This window comes from Ochrobactrum sp. S1502_03 (assembly GCF_044435015.1).
Classification (GTDB): Bacteria; Pseudomonadota; Alphaproteobacteria; order Rhizobiales; family Rhizobiaceae; genus Brucella; species Brucella chromiisoli.
This window is the reverse complement of sequence record NZ_JAYEXN010000025.1, coordinates 1-20,601: the sequence shown is the minus strand read 5'-3', so window position 1 is coordinate 20,601 and position 20,601 is coordinate 1. Positions and strand designations below refer to the sequence as shown.

Here is a 20,601-nt window from a genome sequence, read left to right as displayed (position 1 = left end):
GAACTTTCATTGGGCGATCCTCACCCAGAACATCCGATAAGTATTCGAATGAATGTGAACGCAAAGCCAAGGGCGTGTTCATATAATATTCAGATAGATTAAGACCGTAGCGTAATTTTATAAAACCATTTTAAATCAGCACTTTATCTGGGTATTCACACTGAAAATCTGATCAAGTCGCCAACAGTAAACTCAAGTAATCTGCCTATCAGCCAATCAATCGAGCGGGACCATGTGCTGGATATATTCCTCTTCGTCCTCAAGCTCGTGATCAAATGCTGTCACCCGGCCACGAACAGAGACGCCTGCTTCATGAATCGTATCCGGTGATCCTGAAACCAGCGGGTGCCACCAATAAAGATCGGCACCTTCTGCAACCAGTCGATAGGCGCAGGTCGCAGGCAACCAGTTGACCTCATAAACAATCTCTGGCGTCAAAAACACGCAGTCCGGCACACTGGCACGGCGATTGGGATAATCGCTGCACTTACAGCTATCTGCGTCCAGCAGCGTGCAAGCCACCGTTGTCCAGTAGACTTCGTCAGTGTCGTCATCCAGCAACTTATGCAGGCAGCACTGTCCGCAACCGTCGCACAGGCTTTCCCATTCCTTACGGGTAAGCTGCTCAAGAGATTTGGTCTGCCAGAAAGGTTTCTTATTCATAGGGCTGCATATAGAGCATTTGCAGCAAAAGTGCGTAGCGGTTTTGCATAAATTGGCATGGGCAAATCGCCGCCCTTTCCGATTGCCCGCTCCTTCGATTGCATCTGTCAGCCACACTCACAATGCAATAAAAAAAGCCACCCATTCTCGTGGGCGGCTTTTTCGATTCTCTTGCAGGCAGCTCAGCGAAAAATCGCTTCGCCCTGCTCGTCAACAATCTGTCGACCTTTGTTGAGCGAGATACTGGCTGCATCCTCAAGCCCCGGACAACGATCAGCACGCACAAAGCGATGCTCTTTCAATTCCCCGTTGATCGTCTTCGAGATAACGCCACAAACCTGATACTGACCACCTTCGCTGTAAGGTGTTGCAACGATCAGGAAGTCTTTGTGTTCAAGGCGTCCGGCTTCTTTTGGTGCCACTGGAGTTTCATCCGCAGAACCACTACCGAAAAGACGCTTCAAAAAAGACATATCGCTCCCTCCCTTCTCTATTTAAGAACATCACCCGACACCGTATCCGGTATCGGGCGAAAAAATCTTAGCTGTCGAGGAACGAACGCAGCTTGCGCGAACGGCTCGGATGCTTGAGCTTGCGCAGCGCCTTCGCTTCAATCTGGCGAATACGTTCACGCGTCACCGAGAACTGCTGACCGACTTCTTCAAGCGTGTGGTCAGTGTTCATGCCAATACCGAAACGCATACGCAGAACGCGCTCTTCACGCGGCGTGAGCGAAGCGAGAACGCGGGTCGTCGTATCGCGAAGGTTTGCCTGAATGGCTGCATCGATGGGCAGCAGCGCATTCTTATCTTCGATGAAATCACCCAGATGTGAATCTTCTTCATCACCCACTGGCGTTTCAAGCGAGATTGGCTCCTTGGCGATTTTGAGAACCTTGCGCACTTTTTCAAGCGGCATCGCGAGCTTTTCAGCCAGTTCTTCCGGCGTTGGTTCACGACCGATTTCATGCAACATCTGGCGCGATGTACGAACGATCTTGTTGATCGTTTCGATCATGTGCACCGGAATACGGATGGTACGCGCCTGATCGGCAATCGAACGGGTGATTGCCTGTCTGATCCACCATGTCGCATAGGTCGAGAACTTGTAACCACGACGATATTCAAACTTATCAACCGCCTTCATCAGGCCGATATTGCCTTCCTGAATAAGATCAAGGAACTGAAGGCCACGGTTGGTGTACTTCTTGGCAATCGAGATCACGAGACGAAGGTTGGCTTCCACCATTTCCTTCTTGGCTATGGTTGCTTCGCGTTCGCCCTTCTGAACCTGATTGACGATACGGCGAAATTCACCAATCGAAATCGCGGTTTCAGTAGCAAGCATCTGAATTTCCGAACGCAGCCGATCAATTGCGCGTTCTTCTTTCGTCGCGAAATCTTTCCAGCCGCGTGCAGTCAATGTTCTGACGCGCTCAATCCAGTTCGGATCAAGCTCGTGGCCCTGATATTCTTTCAGGAATTCTTCACGGCGAACCCCAAAGGATTCGGCCAGACGCAGCAGCCTGCCTTCATTCTGAACCAGACGCTTGTTGATGTCATAAAGCTGTTCAACGAGCTGTTCGATACGGTTCTGGTTGAGTGAAAGCGACTTAACCGCCTTGATCAGCTGATCTTTCAGCTCCTTATAGCGGCGTTCCTGACTGGATGAGAGTTCGCCGGTGGCAGCCAGACGGCTTTCAACCTGCTGATCCTGCAACTTGCGCAGCTTGCGATAGGTGTCGGCAATAAGGTCGAGCGTTTCCATAACCTGCGGGCGCAGTTCAGCTTCCATAGCTGCCAGCGACAGATTGGCTTCGTCCTCATCATCCTCTTCTTCTTCCGCAGGCATATCGCCGCCGACATTGGTAATGTCGTCGTCATCTCGCGAACGGCGCGGCCCCTTATCATCGCGTGGCTTTTCTTCTTCCACGCGCTCGACAATCGGAGCCTGCTTGGCTTCTGGGCCGGCATAGGTGGTTTCAAGGTCAATGATTTCACGCAGCAAAATGTTGGATTCATTCAGCTGCTCACGCCAGATGATAATGGCCTGAAATGTCAGCGGGCTTTCACAAAGCCCGGCAATCATCGTTTCGCGACCGGCTTCAATGCGCTTTGCAATAGCGATTTCGCCTTCACGCGACAGAAGCTCCACAGTTCCCATTTCACGCAAGTACATGCGCACAGGATCGTCGGTGCGGTCAGTCGGCTCTTTTTTTGTGGTCGTTGCGGCAACGGCTGTGCCGGTTGCCTCAACCAGATCGCCGCCTTCTTCTTGTTCATCCTCATTGTTATCGTCGCGATCAGCTTCCTGCTCGTCGTCTTCAACAACATTGATGCCCATGTCCGACAGCATAGCCATCGTGTCTTCGATCTGCTCAGATGTCACTTCTTCGGAAGGAAGCACGGCATTCAGCTCGTCCATGGTGACGTAGCCGCGCTTCTTCGCAACCTTGATCATCTTCTTGACAGCATCGTCAGAAAGGTCGAGAAGCGGCCCGTCGGTCGCACCTTCGCGCTCGACTTCGGCTTCTTCGTTTTCCTTAGCCTTCGTTGCCATATTGCTCGTCTCCAGGCGACACCGGTCGCGTATAAGATATATAGAGTGGTCAAACGGTTTTGCGAGAGCGCCGTTTAACTGTTGATTCTGCGAATAGCTGATTTCACGTTAATGCCGGATTAACCCTGCCTTCATTAACGGATCCTGCAGTCTGCAAATTCCTGTGGGTAGATCCGGTATTGACGGTCGCCATAAAGGCCCTGCCCGGTCTGTGATTGATGCCCATCAAGGAAGAATTCAGGAACTCATTCAGGTAATTTCTGCAATATCAGTTCTTTATTCCTTGTTTGAACTGTCGTGATTCCGCCATTTGCGCCGCGCGTCAAGAGCGACTCACCTGATTCGGCTCTAAAAAGCGAATCATTTATTGTCGCGTCATCGCCTCAGGCCCTCAACCGTCCCAAATTCTTACAAATCCAGCGATTTCAACGGCGCATCGGCGCAAAGTGATTCGGATAGCGTTACGACGAACCGGCACTGCGTCCTGAAGACAATCCAAACCCATCGATGAGAGCTTCGGTTGCTTCTGCCTGCGCGATCTGCTTTTGAATATCGATGAGACGGGCAAAAACTTCACCCGTTTCATCGCTATCAAGCGATGCTTCGACAGCGCGCAGTTCCCTATGTAGGGTGCGCGCGCGCTGATGCAAGTGAAGCGCCTGTTTTAAGGCTTCGCGAACATCATCTTCCGCAGCCTGTGCGGTCGCCGTCCATTCCCGTGTCCGGCGCACCGTTGCTTCAAGCATTTCGATCAGCTCGCCATGACCGGCCGCGACCAGCGCCTTGCGCATGGCTAAGCCATCTTCCACACGAGCTGATGCGAGAACATCAAGCATTGCAAAATGCAACACCTTCAACGCGTCATGCTCAAGATCAAGAGCCGCGATCGCCTCGAAATCTTCCTCAATCAAACGCGGATGATTGAGCAGCATCAGGACAATGGCTGTTTCGCGCAAAGGCGCATTTCGCCCCTTCACCACATTAGACCGCGTCAGGCTGTCTGAAAAAGCAAGGCGTCCACCAAAGGCGGCTGCCCCTCCGCGACCGCCCTGCGCACCCCGACCCTTGCCTTTGTCGCGATTGAAAGCATTTCCGCCATTGTTCTGCCGCCGCTGCCCGAAAAACGCCTGTGCCCGGTCGCGCATTTCCTGACTGTAATGGCGTCGAATATCCTCATTTGCGATGCGATTGGTAATTTCGCGCAAGCGTGCTTCGAGCTCTGCACGACGCTCCGGTGTATCAAACACGCCGCTTGCCGTTTCGCGCGTCCACACCAGATCGACCAGCGGCTTGGCATCCCGCAAAACTGCGTAAAACGCCGACGGACCTTCCGCCTTGACCAGATCATCCGGGTCCTGGCCCTCCGGCAACATAGCAAAGCGCAGTGATTTTCCCGGCTGCAAACTCGGCAGACCAAGATCAGCCGCACGATGGGCTGCACGCACACCTGCGCCGTCACCGTCAAAACAAAGGATCGGTTCAGGACTAATGCGCCAAAGCAATTCAAGCTGCTCTTCGGTCAGCGCCGTTCCAAGCGGCGCCACAGCCTGATGAATGCCAGCCTGCGCAAGCGCAATCACATCCATATAGCCCTCAACCGCGATAATCGCCTTGGCCTCTTCGCCCCCCTGCGGCTGACAGGCTTTGCGCGCACGCAGCCCGTTATAAAGCACCCGCCCCTTATGAAAGAGCTCGGTTTCAGGTGAGTTCAGATATTTCGCAGGCGCATCGGCTGAAAGTGCACGGCCACCAAAGGCGATAATCCGCCCGCGCAAATCCTCAATCGGGAACATGATGCGGTCCCGGAAGCGGTCATAAGAAACAGCGATGCCTTCACCATGCACCACAAGACCACACGCCTCAATCTGATCTTTGGCGACGCCTTTGGAGGCCAAAAATTCTTTCAACGCATTGCGCGATTCGGGCGCATACCCAATACGGAATGTCTGCTGCGTTGCACTGGAAAGCCCACGGTCGCGCAAATAGGCACGCGCCTTCGCTCCGGCTGCAACCTGCAACTGGCTTTCAAAAAACTGCGCAGCCAATTCCATCACATCATAAAGCGTTGCGCGTTGTGCTTCGCGCTTTTCCATCTCCGGGTCACGCGCCGGCATCGGCACGCCCGCCATATCGGCGACGCGCTCAACTGCTTCCGGGAAACTTGCGCCCTCAAGCTCAGTCAGAAATTTGAAATGATCACCGGTCACACCGCAACCAAAGCAGTGATAACGCCCCTTGCGATCCTCGCAATGGAAACTCGGCGTCTTTTCTCCGTGGAACGGGCAGCAGCCCCAGAAATCACCTTTCGGCGGATTGCTCTTTTTCCGATCAAATGAAACGCGCGTTCCGATCAGCGTCGAAATCGGCACGCGATCTCTGATCTCATCAAGAAAGGAGGGCGGAAAACGCATTACGATTGTCACTTTCGGGTCAGATAAGCATGATATGCAGACTGACATACATATAGGCCCGCACAATCATACAGTCCATCGCACACAAGCGGCCCTCCCCGCTAATCACATGCTGTAAAGCGGATAAGGATAATGATTGGACGCGGCTCCGACATTCATAAAACTGTCATATACCTGTCACATTACAATAGGAACGCTTGATTTAAGGCCATTTCCAGCCCATATTCTTTCAAATAATCATTAGCCGGAACATATTTTTTCTCTTTTCGTTGCGTAAGCTTAACCTGACGAGTTTTCATTTTTCACCCCCAAGCCGAAAGGATTTTTCGTGAACGGTTCTCTGGTCCTTTTGCATCTTGCTGGTGCAGTCGCGCTCCTGCTTTGGGCGACGCGCATGGTGCGAACAGGAGTGGAGCGCGCCTATGGCGATCGTTTGCGCCGTCGTCTGCGCAACCAGATGCAAAATCCCCTGCTTTCAATTGCCTTTGGCCTTGCGCTGGCAATCGCCTTGCAAAGCTCGACCGCTGTAACGCTGCTGGTTGGCTCTTTCGTCGGTTCAGGCATTGTGAGCGGCGTCGCTGGCCTGATGGCCGTGCGCGGCGGCGAACTGGGATCGGCACTTGTCGTCAAAATTCTAAGCTATGACCTGACCCTACTGGTACCGCTCTGCCTTGTTTCCGGCACTGCGATTTTCATGACCACCGAGCGACGGGATTGGCGACAGATTGGCCGCATTCTGGTGGGTATCGGGCTGCTCATCATGTCTTTGGAAATGACCGGGCAGGCAACGGAACCGCTTCGCCAAAGCGAGCTGCTGCCCATCATCGTCGATTATCTGTCCGGCGATCCGATAACCGCCTATCTTCTGGCAGCGCTCATGACATGGCTGTTTCATTCAAGTATCGCAGCCGTCATTCTGCTCACCACTTTCGCTTCACGCGGACTGATCGCGCCGGAACTGGCCGTGGTTATGGTACTGGGCGTCAATCTCGGCTCGTCAATCATCGCCCCCATCCTGACCCGAAATGCACCGCCGGAAACGCGCGTCGTGCCTCTTGGCAATCTGTTGATGCGTGGTGCCGGTTCGCTGGTGATCCTGATCCTGTTTGAGACATTCAAACCCTCGATTGGTTTTCTGGGCGGCGATCCGGTCTCGCAGGTCGTCAATGCGCATATTCTGTTCAACGTCATTGTCATGGTTGCAGGCATTCCGCTGTCGGGGCTGGTTCTGCGCGCCACCGACGCACTCGTCCACCTCAACGCTGACAAAAACGCACCCATTCAGCCGGTTGAATTCGAAGAATACAGTGCACTGGATATGGCGGTTCTCGACCGGCCCTCACAGGCACTTGCCAATGCAACACGTGAAGTCGTGGGCGTGTGTGACACGATTGAAGTGATGCTGCGCCGTATTATCGACCTTTATGAAAAGCCCGATCAGACACGCATCAATGAACTGGCAGCTCTTGATGACCGGGTTGATACAAAACATGCCGCGATCAAGCTTTATCTTACAAAAGTTGCAAGCAAGGATCTGGATGAATTTGAAGCGCTGCGCATGCAGGAACTGATGGGCGCCTGCGTCAAGCTTGAACAGGTCGGCGACATCATCGTGCGCAACATGCTCGCACATGTGCAAAAGAAGATGGATCACAAGCTCGAATTCACCGAGGAAGGCTGGAAGGAACTCACCCACTTCCACGCCATGGTGCTCGCCAATGCGCATATGGCCTTTAATGTGATCGTCTCTCGCGACGGGCACACAGCCCGCCAGCTCGTACAGGAAAAAGACAATCTGCGCGAACTGGAAAAGCAGACAAGCATGCGCCACTTCTCGCGCCTTCGCGATGGTTCGACCCGAAGCATCGAAACAAGCACGATTCATCTCGATACCATTCGCGATCTCAAGCAGATCAATTCACTGCTGGCATCAATGGCTTATCCGGTTCTTGAGGAACAGGGCCTGCTCAGCACCACACGCCTGAAAACAGCGAAACAAGGCTCGTAACAGCAAGCATTAAAAATCGATCACCACAGAGGGTGCGCTGCGTCGCGCCTTTCCATGGTAGACGGCCTCAATGTTATTGCCATCGGGGTCGAGAACGAAAGCCGCATAGTAATCGGGATGATAAGGGCGCTCGCCAGGAGCACCGTTATCCTGCCCACCATTTTCCAGTGCAGCACGATAGAAAGCATCCACTGTTGCACGATCCTTTGCCTGAAAGGCCAGATGGTGGCGTCCTGTCAATACACCGAGTGCGGCCGGACTATCCGCCGACGACACAACAAGCTCGTCAGCCCAGAAGTAGTCGTCCGCCGTCGTTACAATAGGGATATCCAGCACCGCCAGAACAGCCGTGTAGAAATTCTGACTGGCCGTGATATCGCGGACAACAAGCTGAATATGGTCGATAAGCCGACCGCGATGCAGTTGGGTGGTTTCCATGGTCGTTCATCCGATTTTGGTTTGTTTGCGTCACAAAATGCCTGACGGGTGAACGACCAGAATGCTTCAGGAAGATAGTTCCGGCAATATAAAACGTTCGAAATATCGCCAATCCAAGGCAAGCAGACATGACCATTTGCGTGCCCCGGCATTTCAGTTGAGGATCGAACCGCCGCTAGGCGGTTCTACGCATCTCACTGCAGCAGCGTTTTCACCAGCGCACTGGCTTTGGTGAAATCCATCTGTCCTGCATAGCGTTCTTTAAGAGCGGCCATAACCTTACCCATATCGCGCAGTCCCTGTGCACCAATATCGGCGATGACCGCCTCACAGGCCACCTTAACCTCGTCATCGCTCATCTGCGTTGGCAGAAAATCGCTGATGATCGCGATTTCGGCACGCTCACCTTCGGCCAGTTCAATCCGATTGCCTTCTTCATAAATGCGTGCAGATTCTTCGCGCTGCTTGACCATCTTACCCAGAATGCCAAGCAGTTCTTCATCACCGACCGGATCTTTGCCTGCACCACGATTGGCAATATCACGATCCTTAACCGCAGCCATGATCAGACGCAGCGTCGACAAGCGAAGCTTATCCTGTGCCTTCATGGCATCGGTCATTGCCTGAGAAATCTCCTGGCGCAGCATATTATTCTCCTAATATCTGTAAAATGTTCAATTAGAACCGCTTCTAGTCCAAAAGCGGGGCCATAAGCAATCACACGTCTTAGGGCCTGTTGAGGATTAGGGGTTGAAGCTGGGTATGACGGAATAGACCCAATCCCAAATTTTCGTAAAAAGCTTGCGTTCCTGCGATTGACCGCGCGTCCAAGTTTCTCTATTTGTCAGGGCTTAGCAGGACATCGGCATGTGCTCACGGCGGGAAGTTTAATCCCCGCTGTGTTTTGGCGCATATATGGCCCCGGAAACTCCTTTTTTCAAGCTGCTCACAATGAGAGGTTGAAACACGGATACATGCCGCATGACTGATAAACCAAAACGCGCGCCAGACGGCAAACGCGAAACCACGCAGGAGTGCACGCCATGACCGAAGCCCCATCGAAAACAGCACCCTGGACAATTGCAAAGCGAACCGCCGTTCTCGTACTTGCTGACGGCACCGTCATTGAAGGTCAGGGCCTTGGCGCAACGGGTGCGATTGAAGCAGAAGTTGTCTTCAACACTGCCCTCACCGGCTATGAAGAAATCCTGACCGATCCATCCTATGCCGGCCAGATCGTTACCTTCACCTTCCCACATATCGGCAATGTCGGCACCAATGCGGAAGATGTTGAAGACCTGACGCCCGCCAACCGCCACGGCGCAGTCGGTGCGATTTTCAAAGCGGACATCACCACCCCTTCCAATTTCCGCGCATCGGAAGACCTGAATACATGGCTTAAGAATCGCGGCGTCATTGCCCTTGCCGGCATCGATACCCGCGCCCTCACCGCCCTTATTCGTGAGCGCGGCGCGCAAAATGCCGTCATTGCGCATGACCCGGAAGGCAAGTTTGACATCGAAGCGCTGAAAACCCGTGCCGCCCAATGGAGCGGTCTTGAAAACCTCGATCTCGCCAAAGATGTCACCATCGGCCAGAGCCTGACATGGGATCAGACACCATGGGTGCTGGGTGAAGGGTATGGCGAACAGTCTGATGTACAATACCATGTCGTCGCCCTCGACTTCGGCGTGAAGCGCAACATTCTGCGTCTGCTTTCAGGCCTCGGTGCGAAGGTCACCGTTCTGCCTGCAACGGCCAGCGCAGAAGATGTGCTTGCCTATAACCCGGATGGTATCTTCCTTTCAAATGGCCCCGGCGATCCAGCGGCAACCGGCAGCTATGCCGTGCCAACCATCCAAAAGCTGGTTGATAGCGGCTTGCCGGTTTTTGGCATTTGCCTCGGCCACCAGATGCTGGCACTGGCGCTTGGTGCCAAGACTGAAAAGATGCATCAGGGCCACCATGGGGCAAACCATCCGGTCAAGGATTACACCACCGGCAAGGTTGAGATCGTATCGATGAACCACGGCTTTGCCGTTGATTCCGACAGCCTGCCGGACCATGTGGAAGAAACCCATGTGTCACTTTTCGACGGCACCAATTGCGGCCTGCGCGTCATCGGCAAGCCTGTGTTCTCCGTACAGCATCACCCGGAAGCCTCTCCCGGCCCGCAGGACAGCCACTATCTGTTCCGTCGGTTCATTAATCTGATCCGCGAGAAAAAGGGCGAAGCACTCCTGCCGGAACGCGAACAGGCTGCGTGAATCAATACCTGAGAGCACCGAAGTAAGACTTTGTTAAGAAATGAAAAAGCCGGGATTTGATCCCGGCTTTTTCTTTGTCTGCATGCAGCTTTAATTTCAGACATCACCGCTGAATGTATCGCAGGAATCAATCTTGCCGCTATCAAAGCCGCGCTGGAACCACTTGGCGCGCTGCGCAGACGTGCCGTGATTGAAGCTTTCCGGCACCACATAACCCTGAGAGCGCTTTTGCAGTGTGTCGTCGCCGATCTGGTGGGCCGCATTGATTGCTTCTTCGAGATCACCCGCCTCCAGAATACCCTTCTGGTTGGTGTAATATCCCCAGACACCGGCAAAACAATCGGCCTGCAATTCGACCCGAACCGACATCTGATTGGCCTGCGCTTCGTTCATCTGCTGGCGCATCTGATTGAAGCGCGGCAGAATGCCGAGCAGGCTCTGAACGTGATGCCCAACCTCATGCGCAATCACATAGGCATTGGCGAAATCACCAGATGCGCCGAATTTGGTCGCGAGCTCGTTGAAAAATGTGAGGTCCAGATAAAGCTTGCGATCCCCGGGGCAATAGAACGGCCCAGAAGCCGATGAAGCCATGCCGCAGGCAGAGCGCACACCATCCGAAAATAGAACCATGGTCGGCGGCGTGTAGGTCTGTCCGCGCGACTGGAAAATACCGCTCCAGGTATCTTCGGTTTCAGCAAGAATCGTCCGGGCAAATTGGGTTGCCTCATCATTGGCAACCTTACCGCCACTGCTCTGCTGGCTCGTTTGCGTGGACTGAATACTGCCATCGCCAAAAAGGAATGGCATCGGATCAATGCCGATCGCACGCAACACAAAGAACAGCACGACAAGAATAACAATGCCGGAAATACCGCCCCCCCGCATAATGCGAAAACCTGGCCCGCCGCCCATGCCACCGCCACTAAAGCCGCCACCGCCGCCTTGTTGTCCACGAACATCTTCAACATTATCGCTTTGTCTACGGCCTTGCCAACGCATGGACCAACTCCCCTTCACCGTGCCAGCCCATGAGAGGGCAGCACCAATCTATTACTGGCAATTGTCGCACAAACTCTTGGCACAGCAACATAAAAAGTAAATGAGCAGGAATCACAAACAAAGACGCAACTGCAACAAACGCATCAATGAGAGACCATAACAGGCGTCATCGCCAGGAAGTTTTGGTCAATGCCCGCATTTTCTTTTAAATAAGGGCATTTGTGGGGTTCCGCTTTGGATCATCATTGCCTATAAGGCCCACTTAGCCCACAGAATATACCTCTGCCAACCCGCCGGAAAACCGTGCGGGCTTTTCTGGCAGGCTAAGAACAAGGATACGCCCCCATGCCGAAACGTACAGATATCAAATCGATCCTGATCATCGGCGCGGGCCCCATTGTTATCGGTCAGGCATGCGAGTTCGATTATTCGGGCACACAAGCCTGTAAGGCGTTGAAAGAGGAAGGCTACCGCATCATCCTCGTCAATTCCAATCCGGCAACGATCATGACCGATCCTGATCTGGCCGATGCGACGTATATTGAGCCGATCACACCCGAAGTCGTTGCTAAAATCATCGCCAAGGAGCGCCCGGATGCGCTTCTGCCGACCATGGGCGGACAGACGGCACTCAACACGGCATTGTCGCTCCGCCGTATGGGCGTTCTTGAGCGCTACAATGTTGAAATGATCGGCGCAAACGCAGAAGCGATCGATAAGGCAGAAGACCGCGCACTTTTCCGCGAAGCCATGGAAAAGATCGGCCTCGATACCCCGACGTCGATGCTCGCCAATGCGACCGAAATCAAGGACGAAGATCGCAAGCGCCACGAAATGAAGCGCAACGAAGTCAAGGCGCAATATTCAGGCGACGATCTGGATAAGGCACTCGATAAGCTTGAAACTGAATGGCAGCTTGGCGAAGTCGAGCGCAAGCAGCGCTATATGAGCCATGCGCTGGCCAAAGCTGCACAGGCGATGGATGTTGTCGGCCTTCCGGCGATTATCCGCCCAAGCTTTACGCTTGGTGGCACCGGCGGTGGTATTGCTTACAACCGTCAGGAATTTTTTGAAATCATCGAGCGCGGCCTTGATGCATCGCCAACCACTGAAGTGCTGATCGAAGAATCGGTTCTTGGCTGGAAGGAATATGAAATGGAAGTGGTCCGCGACAAGGCGGATAACTGCATCATCATCTGCTCAATCGAAAACCTCGACCCAATGGGCGTGCACACCGGCGATTCCATTACCGTTGCCCCTGCCCTGACGCTGACCGACAAAGAATACCAGATCATGCGCAACGCCTCGATTGCGGTGCTGCGTGAGATCGGCGTTGAAACTGGTGGCTCCAACGTCCAGTTCGCGATCAACCCGGCCAATGGCCGCATGATCGTCATTGAAATGAACCCACGCGTCTCGCGTTCATCGGCGCTGGCTTCCAAGGCAACCGGCTTCCCGATTGCCAAGGTCGCAGCCAAACTTGCGGTTGGCTACACGCTGGACGAACTCGACAACGACATCACCGGCGGCGCAACGCCTGCATCGTTTGAACCATCGATTGACTATGTCGTCACCAAAATCCCGCGCTTCGCGTTTGAAAAATTCCCCGGCTCATCGCCAATCCTGACCACCGCCATGAAGTCGGTCGGCGAAGTCATGGCGATTGGCCGTACTTTCCAGGAAAGCTTGCAGAAGGCGCTGCGCGGCCTTGAAACCGGCCTGACGGGCCTGGATGAAATCGCTATCCCGAACATCGAGGAAGGCGACGAAAAGAACGCAATCCGTGCAGCCATTGGCACACCAACGCCAGACCGTCTTCGCATGGTCGCTCAGGCCATGCGCCTCGGCCTCAGCACAGAGCAGATCCATGACGTATCGAAGATCGATCCATGGTTCCTTGAGCAGATCGAAGGCATCGTTAATACCGAGGCCCGTATTCGCGAACATGGCCTGCCACAGGACACGGAAAATCTGCGTATGTTGAAGGCGATGGGCTTCTCCGATGCGCGCCTTGCAAGCCTAATTGGCAAAGATGCCGAAGACGTTGCCAAGCTGCGCAATTATCTTGACGTGCATCCGGTTTATAAGCGCATCGACACTTGTGCTGCGGAATTCGCTTCGCCAACCGCTTATATGTACTCGACCTATGAAACGCCTTTTGTTGGCCAGCCACGCTCAGAAGCCGAAGTTTCGGATCGCAAGAAGGTCGTCATTCTCGGCGGGGGTCCAAACCGTATCGGCCAGGGCATTGAGTTCGATTATTGCTGCTGCCATGCGGCCTTCGCGCTCAACGATGCCGATTACGAAGCCATCATGATCAATTGCAACCCGGAAACCGTTTCGACCGACTATGACACGTCGGACCGTCTCTATTTCGAACCCTTGACGGCAGAAGACGTGCTGGAAATCCTGCGCGTCGAACAGGAAAAAGGCACACTGCATGGCGTCATTGTGCAGTTTGGTGGCCAGACACCGCTCAAGCTCGCAAATGCACTTGAAAAGGCCGGCATTCCAATCCTCGGCACTTCGCCCGACGCAATCGATCTTGCAGAAGATCGCGACCGCTTCCAGAAGCTGCTCATCAAGCTGGGACTCAATCAGCCGAAGAACGGCATCGCCTATTCGGTTGAACAGGCACGCCTGATTGCAGCAGACCTTGGTTTCCCGCTGGTTGTGCGCCCATCTTATGTTCTGGGTGGCCGCGCCATGCAGATCATTCACGATGAACGCAGCCTGCAAGCCTATCTGCTCGACACGGTTCCAGAACTGGTACCGGAAGACATCAAGGCCAAATATCCAAACGACAAGACCGGCCAGATCAACACGCTGCTCGGCAAGAACCCGCTCCTGTTCGATACCTACCTGACACAGGCAATCGAAGTGGATGTGGATTGCCTCTGCGATGGCAAGGACAGTTTTGTTTCCGGCATCATGGAGCACATCGAAGAAGCTGGTATTCACTCGGGTGACTCTGCCTGTTCACTGCCGGTCCATACGCTTTCGCCAGAGATCGTCACCGAACTCGAACGCCAGACAGCATTGCTCGCGAAGGCGCTCAATGTTGGCGGCCTGATGAACGTTCAGTTCGCGATCAAGGACGGCGAAATCTTCATTCTTGAAGTGAACCCGCGCGCTTCGCGTACTGTGCCATTTGTCGCCAAGACCATCGGCACACCGATTGCCAAGGTTGCAGCCCGCATCATGGCCGGTGAAAACCTTGAAGAAGCGCTCGGCGCATATGGTGGCAAGCCAAAGACTCCTTCGCGTCCGCATATTGCGGTCAAGGAAGCCGTGTTCCCATTTGCCCGCTTCCCTGGCGTTGACACGCTGCTCGGACCGGAAATGCGTTCAACCGGCGAAGTCATGGGCCTCGACTATGATTACGCGCTGGCCTTTGCCAAGGCGCAGCTCGGTGCAGGTGTTGAACTGCCCCGCGAGGGCACGGTTTTTGTATCGGTGCGTGACGAAGACAAGGAACGTGTTCTTGGTCCGGTGCGCAAACTGGCAAACATCGGCTTTAAGGTTATGGCAACCGGTGGCACTCAGAAGTTCCTCGAAGAGAATGGCGTGGAAGCGACCAAGATCAACAAGGTTATTGAGGGCCGCCCACACGTTGAAGACGCAATCCGCAATCGCCAGATTCACCTGGTCTTCAACACGACCGACAGCGCAAGTGCGGTTTCTGACAGCAAGTCGATCCGCCGCGCAACGCTGATGCAAAAACTGCCATATTATACAACAATGGCTGGTGCAGATTCGGCCGCAGACGCGATTGCAGCGCTTAAGGCTGGCTCAATGGAAGTCCGTCCGCTTCAGGATTACTTCCGCACATAAGCACGGCTTGCAGAAGAAAAAGGCCGCAGATGAAAATCTGCGGCCTTTGCTATTGGAGCATTTGCAGCAAAAATACGAAGCGGTTTTGCGTGGGGTAATGCATGAAAAAATAGATGGCGCATTTCCGATGTTTCGATCAAAACAGGAAACGCTTTCGAAAACTTTAGTTCTGATACGGCAAACGCAATGGATCGGCCTGCAAATCCATTTCCAGATGAAGCTTGTGCTTGAACAAGCCATTATGGTCTATGCCTTTCCCAATGTGAATAACACAAGCATCCTTCAGAGGCCCTTCCAGAATACCATAAGCGCGCCTGCGCGCCTCTTCATCCATTCCATCCAGCGTTCCATCAATCACGACCCAGTGAGGGTTTTGCAGCACCAGCCGCGCTAAGGCGAGGCTTTGCTGTTCGTCAGCCGTCAGCGTCCGATCCCAGCGCAGCGGGCGGTCGATCTGCGACACCAGCCGCTCAAGTCCCGCCAGTCTGAGCACCTCGGCAACCTGATTTTTTGAAAAGTCAGCAGAGTTCAAAGGATAAACAACCGCATCGTGCAGATTGCCCGGCGGGATATAGGGCGCATGCGGAATGAACACCACGCGGTTTCCCGCAGGCATTCCGATGCGTCCACTGCCCCACGGCCACAAGCCGCCAAGTGCCCGAAAGAACAGGCTGCGCTCGGATTCGGTCGCCCCCGTTACAAGCAGGCGCTCACCGGGATTGATGACAACCTTCTTCTCAACCAGATTGAGACATCCTTCAGGGGAAGCAATCGACAGACTATCGATTGTCAGGCTTTCCTCTTCATTGGTCGCAACCGCAATCTGCTGATCAGGATGGCCAATTTCATCCATGCGCAAAATAGCCTGCCGAAAGCTTGCCACGCGCAAAAGCGTTGCGCGCCAATCAGCGATGGCGCCAAAATTATCGACAAACCAGCGCAGCGAATTGTGCACCTGCGTAAAAGCGCCCACGGCCATCATCAGACCGCCAAATGTCAGTCCGCCTGAAAAATAAACCGGTGCGGCAACAAGAATGGGAGCAACGATCGTGAACCAGCCATAGCCAGCCGTCACCCATGTCAGATTGGTCGTCGCAATGACGATCCGCTTGATTGCGACCAAGACAGCATCAAGATCACGATAAAGCCTTCGCCGCTCATCCGCCTCACCACGGGCCAGCGTCACCGCATCGATATGCTCATTGACCCGCATCAGCGAAAAGCGGAAATCAGCCTCACGCGCATAGCGGTTGGCATTGTGATTGACGAGACTGCGGCCAACAAACCATGACAGCAGCGATGCCGAACCCGCATAAAACACCGCTGCCCAGACCATATAGCCGGGAATGGAAAAACTGTAGCCCCCGACATGAAAGACAAAGCCGCTCGAAAGCGACCACAACACCCCAACAAAACTAACCAGAATGACGGTCGATTGCAGCAGATTGATTCCAAGATCGCTGGTTGTTTCAGCCAGATGCCGCGCATCTTCCTGCAAGCGTTGATCGGGATTAACACCGATCTCGCCAGCCTTTGCCAGCCGGAAGGCGCGCCCCGGCTGCAACCATTGCCCCACCAGATCGCGCGCTAGTCCCTCCCGCAGCTTGAGCTTGAACATCTGGTTGAGCCATGTCTGCGACACGTTGAGGATAAGAATTGATCCAGCGATAGCGAAAAAAATCAACAGCTGATGAAAGAAAGCGCTCAGATTGCGATCCGATAACGCGTTGTAAAAGGGCACATTCCAGCGGTTGATGGCGACCTGCCCGACCGCGATCAGAACAATCAGAACAAAGATTCCGGTTCCAACTGCAATCAGAGTGTTGCGAACCGGGGAAACCCAGAATGCACTCATCATCATATGCACATGCGAGAAAAGATCATTGCCGTCGTGCTTGCCCTTATTGGACCGGTCACGAAGCGGATGCTCGGCGCTGAGCGGCTTATCCTGCTTTGATTTGGATACCACGTCTTTCCTCACCGAATGTGTGCAACAATTTGCCGGTAAAAAACCGCGCGTTCAATAACAGACTTCTTCCAACGCGTCTTAATCAATTCCCGGTGTATGCTATAGCAATATTTTTAAACCTGTTAGGCCCCGCCTCGGCAGAAACAAGCGTTCACCTGAACATTGAAATATGAAAAAGCGATACAGAAATAGACCTTTAGAGATAGCAAAGCCTGTCTTGTCTTGGTCAAAATTGTCACATATAATTCTGGCATCGATTTTTCGGTCAAGTGACTTTGCGACCCGCCCGGCCTGCCGTGCTTCCTGACGATCTCCTGTCCATAAATTCGATCCACAGGGACGTGTGCGAAGCATACGGACTAACGACTACTAATGTTACAAAGGAATTTCCCATGGCTACGGGAACAGTTAAGTGGTTCAACACGACCAAGGGCTTCGGCTTCATTCAGCCTGATCAGGGCGGCACGGACGTATTCGTCCACATTTCCGCTGTTCAGCGCGCAGGTCTTGCGACGCTCGACGAAGGCCAGAAGGTTTCGTACGAAATCGTACAGGACCGTCGTTCGGGCCGTTCGTCTGCCGACAACCTCGTCGCAGCATAAGTTTTGCCTCTAAAGCAGAGAAAAAGGCGGGGCAACACCCCGCCTTTTTCTTTATCTGAAATCAAGGCAGCCAGCCCATTGGGACATGGCCGTCATCGCCAATAACACGCGCAAGCCACGCATTGATTGCCGGATAGAGCGCCATATCAAAGCCACCGCGATGCGCCTCATGTGTATAAGCATAAAGCGCAATATCAGCCACTGTCAGCCTGTCTCCTGCCAGAAACGGCGTCTTCTTCAACTGCTCTTCCATGACACCAAGCGCTTTATTGCCCCCCGCAAGTGTCGATGCCAGCCGCTCCGGCGTGGCAAGATGCGCGCGCTCCGGGTAAAGCAGCAAGGAGCGGCGCACGGCAACATAAGGCTCATGGCTGTATTGCTCAAAGAACAGCCATTGGTAAACCAGTGCACGCTCATAAGCGTCTTTTGGCAGGTAGGGCGTTCCTTCTGCCAGATGGAGAAGTATTGCATTTGATTCGGCAAGGAAACGCCCATCTTCCAGCTCAAGCAGTGGAACTTTACCATTCGGGTTTTTCGCAAGATATTCAGGCGTCTGGGTTGAACCGTCGAGTGCCGACACCGTAACATGTTTGAAAGGCTTGCCGAGTTTTGCAAGCAAAAGCCGTGGCTTATAGCAATTTCCGGAATCGAGCTGTGAATAGATTGTGAGCATCTGCTTCTCCTGTGCCGATATAACATGTCGATCTGCGTGCAGCCTGTCCAATCAGTTTCATTGAAGCAACAGGGTCGGATTACTGATAGATCAGAACTTTTCAGCAACACAATCGCGCGAGAAACCGTATTTTCTCGCGAAACCGCAAAGCTCTTGTTGCGATTCTTGCGCCAATGGGACATAGAAAGTCCGCAAAACCGGACCGTGCCCGGTGCCGGTTATCTGATCCTGCCATCTATGGAGATCTATCATGGCATTTCTCGCCGACGCCCTTTCTCGTGTAAAGCCATCTGCAACCATCGCGGTCAGTCAGAAAGCACGTGAACTGAAAGCCAAGGGCAAGGACGTGATTGGTCTGGGAGCAGGCGAACCCGATTTCGACACGCCGGACAATATCAAGCAGGCTGCCATCGACGCCATCAATCGCGGCGAAACCAAGTACACACCCGTTGCCGGTATTCCTGAGCTGCGTCAGGCCATCGTTGCCAAGTTCAAGCGTGAAAATGGCCTCGATTATAAGCCAGAACAGGTCATCGTCGGCACCGGCGGCAAGCAAATCCTGTTCAATGCTTTCATGGCAACCCTGAACCCCGGAGATGAAGTCATCGTGCCTGCGCCATACTGGGTCAGCTACCCGGAAATGGTTGCGATCAATGGTGGCACTCCGGTTTTCGTCAACACCAAGATCGAAGACAATTTCAAGCTGACAGCCGCCGAACTTGAGAAGGCGATCACACCAAAGACCAAGTGGCTGGTCTTCAACTCGCCATCAAACCCAACCGGCGCGGCTTACTCCGAAGCGGAACTGAAGGCGCTGACCGACGTTCTCGTTCGTCATCCGCAGGTCTGGATTCTGACTGACGATATGTATGAGCATCTCGTCTATGGCGATTTCGTCTTCACGACCCCTGCTCAGATTGAACCTTCGCTTTATGATCGCACGCTCACCATGAACGGCGTATCCAAGGCCTATGCAATGACCGGCTGGCGTATTGGTTACGCTGCAGGCCCGTTGCAGCTCATCAAAGCCATGGACATGGTGCAGGGTCAGCAGACCTCCGGCGCCTGCTCCATCGCTCAGTGGGCAGCTGTTGAAGCGCTCAATGGCCCGCAGGACTTCATTCCAGAAAACAAGAAGATCTTCCAGGCTCGTCGTGATCTGGTTGTATCGATGCTCAATCAGGCAAGCGGCATCCACTGCCCGACACCTGAAGGTGCATTCTACGTCTATCCATCCTGCGCCGGCCTGATCGGCAAGAAGACGGAAGCTGGCAAGGTCATCGAAACCGACGAAGACTTCGTCACCGAACTGCTGGAAGCTGAAGGCGTTGCCGTCGTTCATGGTTCGGCCTTTGGCCTTGGACCGAACTTCCGCATTTCCTATGCAACGTCCGATGCCTTGCTCGAAGAAGCTTGCTCACGCATTCAGCGCTTCTGCGCAAGCCTGCGCTAACAACTTCGAATATAAATGATGAAAGGGGCCGAAAGGCCCCTTTTTCGTATCCGCTTATGTGTCGGAAGGAATGACTTCAGCGCGAAGCCAAAAAAAAGCCAGACAAATGTCTGGCTTTGAGTTTTGAAGGTGCCTTCGAGGCAAACCTCCAGAGGGGAACACTCAGCGCGCGCAAATGGGAGGAGGAAACGCAGCGCTGAGATGCATTCTTTATGCCCTGTGATTATTGTTTTTGCAACTCAACTTTAAAACAATGCAGCTATGCATTTAACGCATAGCTCTGATTTTTATAATAACTCAAATAAATCAGTATGTTACAAGTTAACCAAGCGAAAAAGCTTTTTAAAACCGAATAATGACGCGCCTAAACGAGAGGCACATGATCAATCTCAATGCCTTTTATAATGGCAGATAACTTTAGTGGGCAAGCAAATCAGTTCGACAGTCGCTTGTCATGAAACGATCATTCAACTGAAACCAATTTGTCATCTGATGCTCCTAGAAGCCATGTAGAATTCGCAGCCTCACTCATTCAACGCGCTGCGCAGGAGCTTATCTTGCGGATCATACAGATTACCGACACGCACCTCAGCCCAACCAAGCCGCACTTCAACAGCAACTGGCTGTCATTAAGCATGGAATAAGGACCCCATTTGAGGGGTTATCGGCATCCAAACGGGACCCCTTATTTAAAGGGTAACATGACCTTCGATTTCAATCGG

The 20,601-nt window shown here is 53.4% G+C and carries 14 protein-coding genes; 5 read left to right on the top strand and 9 right to left on the bottom strand.

From position 1 onward, the window contains the following. Positions 1-216: 216 nt before the first annotated feature. From VBH83_RS14575 to dnaG, 4 genes are all read right to left on the bottom strand, one after another. The gene (locus VBH83_RS14575; RefSeq protein ID WP_396998380.1) at positions 217-663 is read right to left on the bottom strand and encodes a YcgN family cysteine cluster protein; all 447 of its coding nucleotides are present in this window, start codon (positions 661-663) and stop codon (positions 217-219) included. 182 nt (positions 664-845) lie between these two features. Beyond that, complete coding sequence (locus VBH83_RS14570) at positions 846-1,136, bottom strand: HlyU family transcriptional regulator (RefSeq protein WP_396998378.1); 291 nt, start codon at positions 1,134-1,136, stop codon at positions 846-848. 67 nt (positions 1,137-1,203) lie between these two features. Continuing rightward, positions 1,204-3,222, bottom strand: a complete 2,019-nt coding sequence (gene rpoD, locus VBH83_RS14565; RefSeq protein ID WP_265985517.1) for an RNA polymerase sigma factor RpoD — start codon at positions 3,220-3,222, stop codon at positions 1,204-1,206. A gap of 461 nt (positions 3,223-3,683) precedes the next feature. Next, on the bottom strand, positions 3,684-5,633 hold the full coding sequence (gene dnaG / locus VBH83_RS14560) for a DNA primase (RefSeq protein WP_396998376.1): 1,950 nt from the start codon (positions 5,631-5,633) through the stop codon (positions 3,684-3,686). Between the two features lie 328 nt (positions 5,634-5,961). On the opposite strand from dnaG, the gene VBH83_RS14555 reads away from it, so the two are divergent. Next, positions 5,962-7,641: a Na/Pi cotransporter family protein gene (locus VBH83_RS14555; RefSeq protein WP_396998374.1), complete on the top strand. Its 1,680-nt coding sequence runs from the start codon at positions 5,962-5,964 to the stop codon at positions 7,639-7,641. 9 nt (positions 7,642-7,650) lie between these two features. Here VBH83_RS14555 and VBH83_RS14550 read toward each other — a convergent pair whose 3' ends face one another. Then, positions 7,651-8,079, bottom strand: a complete 429-nt coding sequence (locus VBH83_RS14550) for a VOC family protein (protein WP_396998372.1) — start codon at positions 8,077-8,079, stop codon at positions 7,651-7,653. Between the two features lie 194 nt (positions 8,080-8,273). Next, on the bottom strand, positions 8,274-8,726 hold the full coding sequence (locus VBH83_RS14545; RefSeq protein WP_265985521.1) for a GatB/YqeY domain-containing protein: 453 nt from the start codon (positions 8,724-8,726) through the stop codon (positions 8,274-8,276). Between the two features lie 396 nt (positions 8,727-9,122). Here VBH83_RS14545 and carA point away from each other — a divergent pair, with 396 nt between their 5' ends. Further along, entirely contained in the window at positions 9,123-10,346 is a 1,224-nt protein-coding gene (carA, locus tag VBH83_RS14540) for a glutamine-hydrolyzing carbamoyl-phosphate synthase small subunit (protein WP_396998370.1), read from the top strand. Between the two features lie 96 nt (positions 10,347-10,442). Here the strand turns inward: carA and VBH83_RS14535 are convergent, their stop codons facing one another. Then, entirely contained in the window at positions 10,443-11,348 is a 906-nt protein-coding gene (locus VBH83_RS14535; RefSeq protein WP_396998368.1) for a neutral zinc metallopeptidase, read from the bottom strand. Between the two features lie 345 nt (positions 11,349-11,693). Here VBH83_RS14535 and carB point away from each other — a divergent pair, with 345 nt between their 5' ends. Further along, a complete protein-coding gene (gene carB / locus VBH83_RS14530; RefSeq protein WP_396998366.1) occupies positions 11,694-15,182 on the top strand; it encodes a carbamoyl-phosphate synthase large subunit in 3,489 nt (1,162 codons plus the stop codon). Positions 15,183-15,345: 163 nt separating this feature from the next. Here carB and VBH83_RS14525 read toward each other — a convergent pair whose 3' ends face one another. Further along, complete coding sequence (locus VBH83_RS14525) at positions 15,346-17,151, bottom strand: ABC transporter ATP-binding protein/permease (protein ID WP_396998364.1); 1,806 nt, start codon at positions 17,149-17,151, stop codon at positions 15,346-15,348. A gap of 392 nt (positions 17,152-17,543) precedes the next feature. Here VBH83_RS14525 and VBH83_RS14520 point away from each other — a divergent pair, with 392 nt between their 5' ends. After that, a complete protein-coding gene (locus VBH83_RS14520; RefSeq protein ID WP_006471898.1) occupies positions 17,544-17,753 on the top strand; it encodes a cold-shock protein in 210 nt (69 codons plus the stop codon). A gap of 61 nt (positions 17,754-17,814) precedes the next feature. On the opposite strand, the gene VBH83_RS14515 is transcribed toward VBH83_RS14520, so the two are convergent. Continuing rightward, complete coding sequence (locus VBH83_RS14515; protein WP_265985525.1) at positions 17,815-18,426, bottom strand: glutathione S-transferase family protein; 612 nt, start codon at positions 18,424-18,426, stop codon at positions 17,815-17,817. A gap of 250 nt (positions 18,427-18,676) precedes the next feature. Here VBH83_RS14515 and VBH83_RS14510 point away from each other — a divergent pair, with 250 nt between their 5' ends. Continuing rightward, positions 18,677-19,879 (top strand): pyridoxal phosphate-dependent aminotransferase, encoded by a 1,203-nt coding sequence (locus VBH83_RS14510; RefSeq protein WP_265985526.1) that lies wholly within the window; start codon positions 18,677-18,679, stop codon positions 19,877-19,879. The last annotated feature ends 722 nt before the right edge of the window (positions 19,880-20,601 follow it).

What these genes read in the sequence shown, in the direction of transcription:
- carB (WP_396998366.1), top strand. Translation starts at nt 11,694, where the DNA reads ATGCCGAAACGTACAGATATCAAATCGATCCTGATCATCGGCGCGGGC.
- VBH83_RS14510 (WP_265985526.1), top strand. Translation starts at nt 18,677, where the DNA reads ATGGCATTTCTCGCCGACGCCCTTTCTCGTGTAAAGCCATCTGCAACC.
- VBH83_RS14535 (WP_396998368.1), bottom strand. Translation starts at nt 11,348, where the DNA reads ATGCGTTGGCAAGGCCGTAGACAAAGCGATAATGTTGAAGATGTTCGT.
- VBH83_RS14515 (WP_265985525.1), bottom strand. Translation starts at nt 18,426, where the DNA reads ATGCTCACAATCTATTCACAGCTCGATTCCGGAAATTGCTATAAGCCA.
- dnaG (WP_396998376.1), bottom strand. Translation starts at nt 5,633, where the DNA reads ATGCGTTTTCCGCCCTCCTTTCTTGATGAGATCAGAGATCGCGTGCCG.
- VBH83_RS14570 (WP_396998378.1), bottom strand. Translation starts at nt 1,136, where the DNA reads ATGTCTTTTTTGAAGCGTCTTTTCGGTAGTGGTTCTGCGGATGAAACT.
- VBH83_RS14520 (WP_006471898.1), top strand. Translation starts at nt 17,544, where the DNA reads ATGGCTACGGGAACAGTTAAGTGGTTCAACACGACCAAGGGCTTCGGC.
- VBH83_RS14545 (WP_265985521.1), bottom strand. Translation starts at nt 8,726, where the DNA reads ATGCTGCGCCAGGAGATTTCTCAGGCAATGACCGATGCCATGAAGGCA.
- rpoD (WP_265985517.1), bottom strand. Translation starts at nt 3,222, where the DNA reads ATGGCAACGAAGGCTAAGGAAAACGAAGAAGCCGAAGTCGAGCGCGAA.
- carA (WP_396998370.1), top strand. Translation starts at nt 9,123, where the DNA reads ATGACCGAAGCCCCATCGAAAACAGCACCCTGGACAATTGCAAAGCGA.
- VBH83_RS14550 (WP_396998372.1), bottom strand. Translation starts at nt 8,079, where the DNA reads ATGGAAACCACCCAACTGCATCGCGGTCGGCTTATCGACCATATTCAG.
- VBH83_RS14575 (WP_396998380.1), bottom strand. Translation starts at nt 663, where the DNA reads ATGAATAAGAAACCTTTCTGGCAGACCAAATCTCTTGAGCAGCTTACC.